We start from the raw sequence: 14,312 nt of genomic DNA on the forward strand, positions 1-14,312 counted from the left end.
AAATCATATTGTCACTGCTGCTCATTGAGGTCCACATTAGTCATCCCGCCCTATTAATCGTCTTACTGGACAGTATTGACTATTTTTCTATTACACAGACATTAGCCATGAACTATAGCGATGAAGCTAATTGAGATTTTTTATGGATATAACATCCGGTTTCATTTGGGTAATCTCAAAATGATATTTCATATTTTAACAAATTCAGTCCTCTAACGATTTTATTTCATTCTTTTGGAGATATAGTCTTCACCATTCAATATCTGGAGTAATAACGAGCGTTATCTTCTTCATCTGTAAATTTTAGCAACCACAATCCACCAATGGCTCGAAATAATAAAATCCCAGCTATCATTCCTGCAATCGTAAGTAATTTTGATGATGTTCCGGATATATTAGTTATTGACTGTGCGACTACGTCAATCGCAACAAACGTAAGGGCTGTATACAGTCCCAAAACAATTGGCCAGCGTTTTTCAAGTAGCTTAACAAATATCAAACCAGTTAATAAAAGGACCCAAAAGTTTATCCACATGGACATACTGCTTCTATAATAATCTTCACCAACGTTATTAAAAAGCGAACCAATAATGAATTTGATCGCTAAATATGCATTACCGTATCCTTGAATAATCGTTCCGAAAAATATAAAAGGTACCAATAACCACGCAATTATTCTACGCATTCCGAAAATCCTCCTCCATCAATTTCAGAAGGGTTTCCTTATTAATTTTCACTTTACTGTTGCTTATTCTTACTGCTTGCTTTCGAATAGCATCTTCAATTTTGTTGCGAACAAAACGTCCGTTACCCAGTTTTCCAATTTCCCGCTGCACTCTCGTTAATTCATTATACAGATATTTTTCAGCTTCGGATGTAATCACATACCCTTTACCGGCTGCAATTTGATGTAATATTCGGATCAATTCTTCTACGCTGTAGTCTGGGAAAGGTATTTGATGAGGGAAACGAGAGTTTAATCCAGGATTACTTTCCAAGAACCGCTGCATATCTCCAGGATAACCGGCAAGTATGACAACAAATTTGTCTCGATGATCTTCCATTGCCTTTACAAGCGTATCTACAGCTTCTTTGCCGAAGTCCCTACCTTGGTCTTCAGGAATTAAAGAATAAGCCTCATCAATAAATAAAATGCCGCCATACGCTTGCTCAATCATTTCAGTGGTCTTAATTGCTGTTTGTCCAATATATTGTCCGACAAGTCCCGAGCGATCAGTCTCAACAATATGGCCGATCGGTAATATTTGAGCATCCCGCATAATATCTCCGATTAATCGTGCAACTGTTGTCTTTCCCGTCCCTGGGTTTCCAATAAAAATCATGTGCATGCTTTGACTTTCAACTTGCAGTCCAAATTTCATTCTTTCTGCTTGGATACGTACTAAAGCATTCAGTTCTCTTAACTTTGACTTCACTTCTTCAAGTCCAATTATGGACTCTAACTCTTTCTCCAAATCAAACTCCACATTGGTTTGTTTCTTAATTTGTTGTTCTTGTACAGGAGTCGCTATCTTCGATACAGTTGGTATATCTGGTTTTTTAGCTGTCTCAGATGATTTCAAGTCAGGTTTATTTACTGGGTTATGTATTAAGGCTTCTTGATGGGCAGGTTGACCATACTGAGTAGCTATATTTCTTTGTTTGCGCAGTTCCATCTTTTTCTCTTTATTGTTACTCTGAGGCAATCTGGGTATTAATTTATTTAACAAAACAGCCTCTGGGAAAATCATTGCTAACCATCGGTTCAAAAAATCAACTCCATCTGCAAGAACATGGTAAGTATTTGAATCTCACATCTAAACTATTTTCGATAACAAGAACCAAAATCCTCTAACCTCTTACAAAAAATCACAGTATTCGAGAAATTAATACCCACGGATTTTGTCGTTTTTTCATAGTTCACTAGGATCTTAATGCCCCAACACCGAATTATTTAATATAAAAAGAAACACCAAAAAGCTCTCCAATTAAAGAGAACTCTTTGACAGCTTGGAATTGCATTTGGACTCAAGTCAGCTCAACAATGTGTAGCTTTACCATATCACCATCGAATCGTTCTAAATAAGTGATTGAATCAGATCGTCCTGCCTCGGCTGACCAAATACAATGCGATCAATGGCAAATAAGCGACGAAGAGCCATAAACTATTGGTATCCCCACTCGTCGTCTCTCTTGGCTTTCTTGTTGCCGAGGGCTACCACCATACTGAAGCCTAGTAAGAATGATTGATCCCAATATAAGTCTCTGCATATGCCCCGGCCCATATAGAACGACCGTAATATCTCAAAATGAACTTACATTCGAAAGCTTAGTAAATATGCTGCAATTAGTTCACAGGTGTACATCTTTTCCGCCGCGGCATGTGAAATTACGTATTCCAACTTTTAATACCAAGCTATCTACTACTCAACTCCAAGGGCCTTGAAAACAGCATCCTCTGCACTTTGGTAGAAGATAATATTAAAACAGCCAATCAGTTCAGAAGGGACTGTTCCAAGATCAACAGCTGATGTAATCGGTATTAAGACCTTCTTCGCCCCACTATCCAAGCAAACTTGCAAGGTATTAGCGAGCTCTTCGACTTTCATTATTGTACCACCGATACTTAAGTCTCCCAATATGACAGAAGTGCTCAGAGCTGGCTTATTTAAAGCCACAGAACAGATAGCCACCACTGCCGGCAGAGTCAAACTCTTGGTCATCCCAATACCGTTCATATCCTGAATATGCATGAGATAGTCCTTAGTGGTTGTAGTAATTGAACCACTAATGTTCTTTCCATTTGCTTTCAAGTATCGATATGCCGTATCGACAGCTTCTTTCGCTTCACGGTCCGAACCAAGGCCAGTTCTTTCGAATTTTCCGGTTCCAGTACTCATTTGCATCTCTATTTTATAAACGCCAATCATACCGGACTTCCCATGCGAGACTGTGTAAATGTGTCCAGGCTTACCCATTCCCTCTGGGATCAGCTTGCCACCGCCTTGCTCCGGAACAGACACAAATTCTTCGTTGAAGGTTTCCTGGTCAATATACGAAAAATTCACATCGTAGAATTCCATGCCGCCGATCTTTTTCAATTGTTCTTTTACTCTCCGGCGCATTTCCAAGGCAAAACGTAATATTTCTTCCACGTTCTCTTTAGTAAATTGACCATCAGGATGAATCAATTTAGTTAATCCCGATACCGTTCTTCTTACAGCTATTACATCCCTTTGATTCAGATTGTTGCCTAACTTGAAGTATTTCTCAAATGCATCCCCGTAGGAAATTTTACGGAGTTCACGCATGATTTCAGCAAAGTAGTCGGTAATAAAGCCATAATCATTCGTAAAATATTCAGGCCGATATTTCGGTATTTCCCAACCAGGAATATAGCAATGCATACGATCAAGGAATGCAGAGTCATTGGCCATAGCATCAGGGAACGGATCAAATAAATGTGACGTTTTTAATACAACGTCGACACTCTGATTAATGTTACCAACGAATGTCATGGAAGCATAGGCATTCTTCTCTTCCTTGCCTCTTGCAAATGAACCAGAAGCCATATAATCCTTCATGATTTGAACGCCGTCTTGATCTTTAAACTTGATACCGGCCACTTCATCGAAAGCTACACAATCCCATAAGCCAACGAGCCCCACTGTTTTACTACCCATGTTGTAGAATAAATTGGCTACTGTAGTCTGACCACCGGAGACAAGAATACTATTGGGGCTAATTTCTTTGTAAATGTGGGATTTCCCCGTTCCTCTCGGTCCAAGTTCGCATAGGTTGTAGTTATTTTCGATAAGTGGAATCAATCTGGCTAAATGCAGCCACTTGACCCGCTTATTAAATTGAGAAGGTTCCATTCCCGTGCTTCTCAAAAGAAGATCGATCCATTCGTCATCGGTGAAATTGACTCTTGCCGCCTTGACCTCTTCTATATCCAAGCTTGGCATCTGTATGGGTGTCAGCTTGCGGATAATGAAAGGACAGCGGTTTTTATCTGCCTCATCATAAAAATATTCCATCTGGACAATACACCAGATTCCCCCGCAGAGTAATCGTTCATAGTCCGAAACATACGTTTCCGCGATAGGAACTCCTTTGATCCCGAGGTTGGAAAATTCCGATTCATAAATATCATTCTTATAATTTAATTTGACCGATATTTTATCAATAACCGTATAACTACCACGCTCACGGAGCTTGGAGATGATTTTCTGCGCTTCATCTGGGCGCACGTAATTTTCAGCCAAAATTTGCTTTACATTAGCTACTCCCGCTTCGATTTCTTCTTCATCCATGGAGGAGCAGTACATACCAAGTAAATATTCCAGTACATAGACAGGTACGTTGGCTCCTTCTTTGATTCTCTTCGTGAGGTCTTTTCTAACGATTTTACCTGAGAAGTAAGTTTTCAATTTTTCTATCATTTCTGATTGGTATCCCGTCCCCTGCTGAACATCGTCACTCATGCTATCACCGTCCTACACGTTAAATCCAAAATCATTGGCAAAGGCTATATCCATAATTACATCATGACGAAGAACCTCTAGATCATTTTTTTCGTCGTATGCTACGAGATAGTACCGTTTCGATTTATCGTATTTTTTATTTTTAAAGTTAAACCGTAGACGGAAAATTCGCTTTTGCGGCTCTACATCTTTTTTATCAGCAAAATAAATGTTCTCATTTGAGATCTTTTCATTGTCATCGGAAACGAAGAATATCTTATAACTAGTTCCCTTCACGACATCGCTGACCGGCTCGTTCTGTATGAAGTCCAGAGTGGTAATCAGGTTCGAGATTTTTTGAACCATACTAACCAGCGTTATCTCAACTGTTCGAGTTTCTTTATGGCCTTTTTCAGTCTTAATATCCAGCACAGCAACAATCATTTCTTGAGGGGACGAACCACCATGGACATAGTTCTGGCCACCGCCTGCTACCTTGAAAATATTGGAACTCATTGGGAATGATACTACCTTAGTATCATTATTGCCAAGTATTCTACTTAAGGGTATAGAACCAATACCATCTCCCTGAATTTTCTTGTCGGAGACTATAAATCGACGATTAACAAACGAACCTTTCTCAGAGCCATTCACAATCTTATCGCTTTCCTGCAGCTTATCCCGCTTGTAGATAAACCCGTGGTCTGCAGTAACAATATAATGCGTAGCACTCACATGATCCGTTAATTGCTTAATGAGATCATGAATTTCATTCACCGCTTCTTCACAGGCAACAAAGACTTCGTTTTCTGTATTGGGCTTGTCGCCGCGGGCATCGATTTGATTGTGATAAATATAGATAACATCCATTCCGACAAATAACTGGCGAATCGCATCCCGTTTCATCGTCTTAATGTCATCATATTGAATGCAGCGACTGTTAGGATTATAGCTTTTCAGCACACCCTCACGCTGCTTCAGATCGTCACATGTAGAACCATCAACCAATATCCGGTAATCTTCCGTCATTTCCAAAGCTTTATGCGGTAGAAGCGCAGCCATACCAAGTCTTGTATAGGACGGTAACACACTCAGCATGGTTTCCAACTTGGCTGAACATTTTTCATCATCCTGTAATCTCGCCCAGAGACTACAACATGTCTCATAGCGCATTGCATCAGATATAATGACGACTACGCGCTCCTTGCTTTTGCGAATATATCGGGAATAGAAATTCCGCTGCAACGGCAGTACCGTCATCAATTCGTCATTAATAATAGCTGCATTCCATTTTGGAATGATCTTTTCCATGTATTCATTTGTATAGATGTTCTCGATCAGATCACGCAGTTGTTCAAAAGAAGTGTTGTCCTTGAGTTTGTCAAAACAGGTATAGAAACACCGATAGTGGGTATCAATCAGATAGTCAGATTCACGATATTGATTAACAATCCCTAATAAATCATCGGGACAGTTATAATTGGCTTCAAGAACTATGTAATAGGCATGTTCCAAAAGTTGATATTGCTCTTTAGATGCTTCACCAAAATGCATTTTTCCTCGCTCACGACATACCATCGGTATGGTCAAGCCGTTTAGCTTTGCACCAGTATCCTCAACCATTAGCCGTTCGATTATCCAATTGATAATTCTTCTGTCAATAAACTCAAATGTATCACATCGCAACAAATCTTCTGGAACAATCGCTTCCAACGCGTTAGCTGCATTCAATCCCGTAGCCACATACTCAGAAAGTTCATTATATCTGCCTCGATAAAGCAGGCTATTCATCAAATTGTCCAAGAACGCAATAATATTACCGGATTTATAGGAAGCAAAGCTCTTCCACGACTTAGGAAGCTCAGCATCCATATATCGCTCCGTGTAGGTCACAAACATGGTAACGACAAGCTTTTCAAGCGTTGGCTTCACATCAACGTAGCCAAATTGTTCTTCGCAAAGCCTCCAGAAAGCGGGAAGAAGATCATATTTCTGAAATTCCCCAAGAAACTTATTATCCATCAAGTCGCTATCTGTCAAAACGACACGAACAACTTCCTCAAAGGAAGCTGTTCGTGTCTTGCAGAGTGCGCTCATTAGTGCTATTTCGATCGTATCTCTGGTGAAATTCTCAATTTCGAGATCATAAAATCGCTGTATTCTATCTTTTGCCCCAAAGAACTTGATGTATTTCTGAATGATCGGCTTATATTTCTCATCAATTCCAAGGTCAACTGTAAGCAGAGAAGCACGGTCTGCAAAGAATTCTTTGGAATATCTGATAGTATCTGCCAGGTGATTTTCTCGAACAGACGGTTTAGGGAACGGTGCATAAATCAAATAATTGGTCGTTCGATCCAACCGTTCCAGAAAGTATTTTGTATAGAACTGATTGTCCGGCTCCAAATGATATACCTTGGCATTAGACAATTCCAGTGTATGAATATCCTCAGCAAATTCTGCCTTATCGTCGTACCAGAATACCAGCTTGCGGGTATCACCGACGAACTCAGTATTCAGCTTGTCGGCAATCTGTTTTAAATTCAGTTCAGCCATCCGACCAGCCCCTTTCATGATTCATCAAATCTTCGCCAGAACATCAAGCTTCTTGCCATCTATACCAGTCTGTACATTATCATAATTGACTTTCACGCCGTCGTCCAGATCAATAGAGATACGTGCAAGAGCCAAGTGGGCGATCTTTTCGTCGTACTCCTTTGTTTCTTTCAACTGTTTAGTCAGCTTTTCTTTCCGTTTGGTTGCCGCGGCCACTTCTCTTGCATTATTACTATTGTCTATTGTTTCCTGCATCCGGGCAATCTCACTTTCATAGACACGCTGCATCCGGTGTAGATAATCAATTCGCAAGTTACCGATTGTATCCTCATTAAATCGGTGCATGTAGATCAAGGCTTTAAAGCCGTCTTCTTTACCGCTATCAAAGAGCCAATAGATCGGACGCTTTTGATAAATCTTGCAGTGATCCTTGAAGAATTCCTTCAAGAAGTAATTCCGGATCACTTCTCTCGAAGTATTGCTTTTGTTGCCAAGTGCTTTGGCGATGAAGGCTAAATTTTCTTCCAGTGTGTCAGCCCCAAATGATTTTTTCAGGAATGCACAGAACAAGCCAACAATATCATCTTCAAAGTATTGTTCATCTGTAATTGGAATAACATTATCCATATCCGGGATGTAGGTGCTGTATCTGCTCGCGTCCCATTCGCCACCTGCATAGGCGAGACCGTCAACGTCCAGACTATAGCGACCAAACATACAACCGACGGCATAGGAGATGAATGAACGGACGTCACGACCAAGATCGGCTTTGCGGATTGTGATATCTTTAACCTCAACTTCCGGTGTCAATTCACTCTGCAAGCCATACATATCAATGAAGATACGGTTGAGTTCTTCTTCCATAAATTTGAGTTGATCAAACTGTGTTTCAGTGAAGGAAGACCAGTTCGTGAAAACATCTTCAATACTGGCTCTTCTTGTATTAAAACCATTATTCAATGTATGACTTTCTGTAGAACGATATTGACTATACAATATACCATTTTCGTTAATTGAGAAGAAACCGAGAAAAGGGTGGCATATAAAATTCCAACTTGTTTCAAATAAATCCCAATCTAAATTTGAAATTTCAATACATTTTTTCACTATTGTATTAATATTCTCATTATCAAAAAGAATATAGGGAAGTTTTAATAAAGATCCTTCTGAATAATCTAAAGTAGGAGCCAAAGCACTGATGTAATACATTCCTACTTTTGAGTTAAGAAAACCTTGTAGCTCAAATATATTATCAGGATTTCGAACAAAGCACCCCGAGCCCTTTGATTCAAACATCATATGTGGACTACTATAACGCAAAGAAATCGGACCCGATGAAATTGATGACCAAGTTAAGGCTTCTCTAAAATTATACTGTAAATTTTGCGGACGCGATAATAAGTTTCCTTCCCCATCTTTATAATTACGAATTTCAAATCCATCATCTTCCCAATTTACTACATAATCGAGATTTCCATACCATTTTCTAAAGGCACCACCCTTATTGCATGGAAACCACTTTTTAGCTTCACGATTAGAACCAGGTAAATATAGCATCAGATATGAAACTTCAAACCACAAACGTAAAAACTTATCATTGTTACCTGTCTTAAATCCTTGCTTAGTCTCAGCAACTTCTGACAACAATTTTGATTTATCATAATTTTTTACTCCACGTTCGCTTACCCAATAAGCAATTGGCATTCCAGGAATATGAGAAAAGTTTTTTGCATCCACAAGATATTTGTATACGCAATTTTCATCTTTAATTGATTCGAGTACTTTTTTTCTTTGTACATCCATACCACCTTTGAATTCAGAGAGCTTGATATAAGTTCCCGCCTGATTACCTGTAGCATTTTTTAATACAAAAGTGCAAATCGGCACTGTAGCCTCATCAAATGCTGAATATTCCAGTTGAATCAAACTTGATATCGATTTTTGATTGATGATAAACTCTCGCAGCTTTTCGTAAGTTTTAATAAACATCCAGACAAACGGAGACATAAATGCTGCATAGCCCTGTTCTTTACAATAACCTAAGTTCCGGTATATAAAAACAGAGAACAAATCTCCTGAATAGTCTTTATAATTCTTGTATACATAGTTTTTTAATTTAGCATCCATTTTATTCAAATATGGCGGATTAGTTGCAACTACGTCGTATTTTTGAGATATTAAGACTGCAATTTCTACTAATTGACGTAATTGCTTTTGAGTTTCATCCATTCCCATTGTTTCCAACGTCATTTGACCATTAACATCTACACTATCAATATATTGGTGCAACAATTCCCAGTCATAGTTATCAAGATGAATTATAGAACCATAGTTTCTAGCGTCATGCATACTGCCCAATAAATATTTTATCTGGTTCAAGGCATTATTGCGTTCCATCTCCCCCATCCCAAAGCCAAAATATTCGAGCTGGGAACTATTAATCTCGTTACTCTCCTGAATCGAATAGACATTGCAAGTAGAACTGCCGGTAAGTATTCGTCGATTATATTGCCTAGCTTTCATCATTACTGCAAAATACGCCAGTTGATATGCACGATTATCTATATCGAGGCCGTATAAATTTTTCTCAATTATTTTTTCTGCAGCATCTCTTTGAGAATAACCGCATTCCTCATAAATTGCCATTAACACTTCAAAGGCATAGACCAAAATATGCCCGCTTCCCATACATGGATCAAATATTTTCAAATCTTCAGGAGAAACCTTTTCTTCAATATTTATCATTGCATCATTTAGTAAGTATTCAAGTTTATTTTTCAAGGAACTATCTGGATTCCGCTCCACCCAGAATTTCCCCAAAGAGTTATCAATCATATAGCGTACAACCCAGTCAGTAGTAAATAGTTGGGTAGCCGCGGGAATATCCTCTTTTTTCACGACTCCTTTGTAAATATTAATAACCTCATCTTTTCTTTCATAATTATAATACTGATAAAGCCAGCCTATGATCTCAACCTGACCTTCTTTTTCAACATTGAAATCGTCTTCCGGGATATCGTGTACTAGACGATAGACAACACCATCTTTATCAGTAAAGGAGACGTTCATCAGCAGTTCGGAATAGTCGTTGGTTTTTTCAAACAATTCCGGCAGAATGGAGTTCAAGGCATTACACTGCTTGATAAAAAGCATTCGGAAAAGCTCATCCAGCTTATTATCATTTTTCAATTGTATAATCCGCTCAGTTTCATAAGGAGCAAACTCCAAGTCAGCTTCAAAGGGGGAGGTCACCAAGTCAGGTTCGATCTTGGAACTGCTCTCTGAAGATAATACCCTGATTCTGGAAGGCAAGTAGTCGTTCACTTCCATGAAGCGTACAGCAATGAGTCGGTTAAACCAAGTATAGGCAACCTCATCAATAACGCTTTTATATGCGGTCTTATAATCTGACTGTTTTTCTTTTCTCTGTATGATTTCAACCAGATTTATACGCTGTTCGATTTCCACACCAGTGATAGAGTAAGGTTCTTTTGTACCGATATCGAAGAATTGAACGTCATTTGTTGATTGCGGCTGGGGACTCTTAATCCCTTTCTCCGTAATCCCCAGCAATCCAGCTTTGTATGTGATCTCTGCAATGAGTTTGTTTCTTGCCCATATTGCAAAGTTTTTAATAGCTGCTTTATTCATCTGCAGTGTCTCCTCTTAGAACTCAATATTGATGATTGTATCATCTGCCAATTCTTTCAGAATTCGTTCTCGTAGTGTGGCAATATACTTGTCAACATCCTGCGGGGTTTCAATTTGCCAGGACGCAGATAGACTGACACTCTTGATACTGATGTTCTTCCTTTTCTTAATCTTCGGCTGAGGTTTCGGCTCTATATGCTCTCCATTTCTTTTGCCATAATCCGTCTTGGCTTCCTGTTCTTTTACTCTATCTAGTGCAATCTGTTCATCTTTCTTTGCTAGTTCATTAAGTAGCCGAACTTTCAGCGCATCGGCTTCCACTCTGATATTCTGTAAAGTCGCCACATTGTTGCTTGTTCTCGCCTTCTCCATAATTTCAAGGAAAAGCTGATGGAATCGATTGGTAAACTGGTCCTTATAACCCTTGGAGTCTAATTCATCAAATACACGTTTTCTTGCATCTTCTATTGCCGCGATCACTGGCGCTTCCATATCCTGCAGTAACTTCGAATAGAGCTCTGTAAATCGATCTAACAGTTCAGGCAATTTTGGAATCTCGCCGTATGGAGTTTCTTTTTTCAAGATCCCCTTAATATCATTTACAACCTGTTCGACCTTTTCATCGACTATAAAGGTCTTACTATCCTCGTATATACTTATCAGTTTCAGAGCTTTTTCAAATACTGTCTTCTGCTCTCCGGTAAAGAAAGACTTAACGGGTTCATAATCATCAGCAAAATCAAAATAATCGTCCCGATCTGTGTGAAGCTTCTTGAAGAATTCAATTGGGGACTGAATTTGAATAATTGCACGAAGCAAATTTTTACCGGACGCTATAATCCTCTGTCCAGGAAACGACTTTGCCTGGTACATGATTTCAAATTTCTCTAGCTCATTCAGAATATTCCTACTGTAATTCTGGAAGCTGCGCATCATCGCATCATCATCTTCATTAACGCTGGAGGTGCCGAATAATTCCTTCATGACTTCACGAACAGCCTTTTTCTGGTTGTCAGTAGCCTTCTCACGACGCTCAGTCAACAACTTTTCTACAAATTCTCTCTTGGTAATATAGTTGATGATTTCTTCATCTGATTTATTAAGTAAGGTCACGCTGGTTCCATTTACGGTGAAAGAAATATCACCGTTCTTGAATAGTTTGGCAACAAGCCATTCCACATCATCTTCCACAAAGCCATATGGAGCCTTCATAAAGCGATCCAACAAACTCTTGATGGAGGTCTTAGTGTGCATGGAGGAATTGCTCGAAATAAAACTGAGCATATCGTTTAAGGCGTTGATATTCGGTTCGGTACCGCCCTCCAATGTAAGGGTAAGCTGGTTTGCACTCTTGAACATAGACCTGATATTCGCTTCACCCATGGGAGCGTCAATATACGGAAGTTTGTGATACACAGTTGATACAAGGCGTCCAAGAGCATCATTAATTCGAGCGACTACATCTTTTGAACCAATCTGCGCTTTATCACCATTCACATAGATCTCAGCATTCTTCAATGATTCAATCAAAAATAGTTTCGCGTTTCCATTTCTTTCACGCATCTCTACTCGCTTGCCTTCTTTGATCTGATCGAACTTAGCCAGTGCACTGGACGTGTTAAGACGTAAAAACTTCTCTATTTTTAGTGCACTTCTGATTTCATCCAAGAAGGCGGAGTCATTCGGCAGCACAACAAGGATTTCCTTCCCCTGTCCTGAAATCATACGCATTGTTATTTCATCAGTACTGTAGTCAGCATTAGGAGTGAGTACTCTTATTCCAATATCATTGCTCTGGTTCGCTTTATATGGTCGATCATCTACGAACTGATTGAAAGCAAAGCTGTATCTGCCATTAAACGCTGGGTAACGGTATTTTTTATCACTAAAGATATCTTCGTAAATAAGCTCCGAAACCTTGCTGACGACTTCGGACATCTCTACATTCTGGCTTTCGATTTCACGGTTTATTTCTTGTTCTTCGTCTGTCAGAAATACATAAATATCGCCATGCTTCTGAATGAGCATTTGACGTGCCAGAATTTTCAGTGCTTCTTCTACTTGCTTTTTTAATTCCATTCTATCCGTATCAATATCCGCAATCATCAAACTAGTGATATTCTCAATGTTAGCTGTAATTTCTTTGACGTACTTAATCATGAACAGCGTTTTAAGAACATTAACAGCAAAACAGTCTTCATGCTTATCCGGGTTAATATAACTGTTATCGATTGCGCGGCTGATAACTCCCTTATGACTGTGATCCAGGAATTGATGCAATGCATCGTAGAACACATTAAATGGAATCAAAGTGCCCTCGGGGCAATTCATCAGTTTTACCGCCGACTCTTTAAACAGTGAAATCATGGAACGCTCGCCCTCAGACAAATGCTTTCCAGAAGCACCGTGAGTTCTGATGGAGGTCAGGACACTTCCTAGCAAATTAAACTGATAAGGCACAAACGGATAAACGGCAGCAAAATCTCGGTCGTCAGCGTATAGTTTCTTTTCTATACCATCATTAAACACAATCAGGTTCTTGATAATAGTGGTTTTCTGCTCATATAGTAATCTTAACATCTGCTCAGCAGTTGTATTTTTTTCCAGGATCCTCTTCTTAATGACCTCATCGACATTAGCTGACGAAAGGGACAGGCGGGTATCAAATCGTCCTTGAATTTTGGAAAAGTCGTTACCCTTTGTCTTGGTTATGGAATCAATATCCTGTTGGCTGGTTACGACAATCCAAACCTTACCTTGACAAGCAGTTCCTAAGTCTTCGGTTACCGTTTGCAGATTAAGCATCAGCTTAGAGTCGTCACCTATGTATTGGCCAATTTCATCCACCAAGAATACAATATGATGATTATTTCCCTTGCGGTCGAGATATTCTTTCACCAAACGGGCAAAAGTCTCAATGCTAATCGTGTACGGTTCTGTCGCTTTCTCACACCAGTTACGAGCAGCAGCCTCGCTCATAAAGCCCATTTCATCCAACACTTCTACTATGCTGTCTTGAATAAAATCAAATTTGTGCCGGGATGTTTCCCATGACTTGCCGAAATTCCCATGAAATAGGTTTTTAAACTCTTCAAAACGATCTTCTTCTACAAGCCGTCTTTCCAGATCGGCAAGGAATGGAATCGAGCCACAAAACCCTTGCATCTCATTAAATACCTTCAGAAATACAGAGACAATGGCATCTTTGGACTGCTTTCCGGTCATTTCACTCTTGGAATCGATATTGAATAAGACGACATCGGTTGGCACAGTTGCGGTCAACTTCATGTCTGCCAGTACCATTGGGTCGATGATTTTGTTATCCTCAATGAAATAGTCAAGTGCTTTCTTACCATGAACTTCTTTATTGCCAAGCAAGTAAGAAAGAATTTTTAGAAAGTGGGATTTACCACTCCCAAAGAAGCCGGAAATCCACACGCCCATTTTGTCGGTATGACCGTTAATCCCTTTCTTATAACTAGAAAAAAAATCCGCAAAGTGCTTTTGCAACTCTCTCGTCACAACATATTCTTCGAGTTCCTGCTTAATATTTTCTTCATCACCCTGGCCAACTTTTATGACCCCTTTAATATCCCGGTCAATCTCTCTCGCGAACATTTCTTTGATATTCATTGTACG

Annotated in this window: 6 protein-coding genes; all 6 read right to left on the reverse strand. The window is 39.4% G+C overall.

The window, feature by feature from the left end; genetic code table 11:
• Positions 1-256 precede the first annotated feature (256 nt).
• Entirely contained in the window at positions 257-685 is a 429-nt protein-coding gene (locus AC3G2T_RS36020) for a hypothetical protein (RefSeq protein WP_488438461.1), read from the reverse strand.
• Positions 678-1,769 carry an AAA family ATPase gene (locus tag AC3G2T_RS36025; RefSeq protein ID WP_488438462.1) on the reverse strand — a complete coding sequence of 364 codons (1,092 nt, stop codon included), beginning with the start codon at positions 1,767-1,769 and terminating at the stop codon, positions 678-680. Before AC3G2T_RS36025 ends, AC3G2T_RS36020 begins: the two co-directional genes overlap by 8 nt.
• Before the next feature lie 654 nt (positions 1,770-2,423).
• Positions 2,424-4,487 carry a protease Lon-related BREX system protein BrxL gene (brxL, locus tag AC3G2T_RS36030; RefSeq protein WP_488438463.1) on the reverse strand — a complete coding sequence of 688 codons (2,064 nt, stop codon included), beginning with the start codon at positions 4,485-4,487 and terminating at the stop codon, positions 2,424-2,426.
• 12 nt (positions 4,488-4,499) lie between these two features.
• Positions 4,500-7,022, reverse strand: a complete 2,523-nt coding sequence (pglZ, locus tag AC3G2T_RS36035) for a BREX-1 system phosphatase PglZ type A (RefSeq protein WP_488438464.1) — start codon at positions 7,020-7,022, stop codon at positions 4,500-4,502.
• Positions 7,023-7,046: 24 nt separating this feature from the next.
• Positions 7,047-10,673, reverse strand: coding sequence for a BREX-1 system adenine-specific DNA-methyltransferase PglX (gene pglX / locus AC3G2T_RS36040; RefSeq protein ID WP_488438465.1), 3,627 nt, complete (start codon positions 10,671-10,673; stop codon positions 7,047-7,049).
• A 15-nt stretch (positions 10,674-10,688) separates the two neighbouring features.
• Positions 10,689-14,306 carry a BREX system P-loop protein BrxC gene (gene brxC, locus AC3G2T_RS36045; protein WP_488438466.1) on the reverse strand — a complete coding sequence of 1,206 codons (3,618 nt, stop codon included), beginning with the start codon at positions 14,304-14,306 and terminating at the stop codon, positions 10,689-10,691.
• Positions 14,307-14,312: the final 6 nt, after the last annotated feature.

The sequence above is a fragment of the Paenibacillus sp. sgz302191 genome (assembly GCF_057749925.1).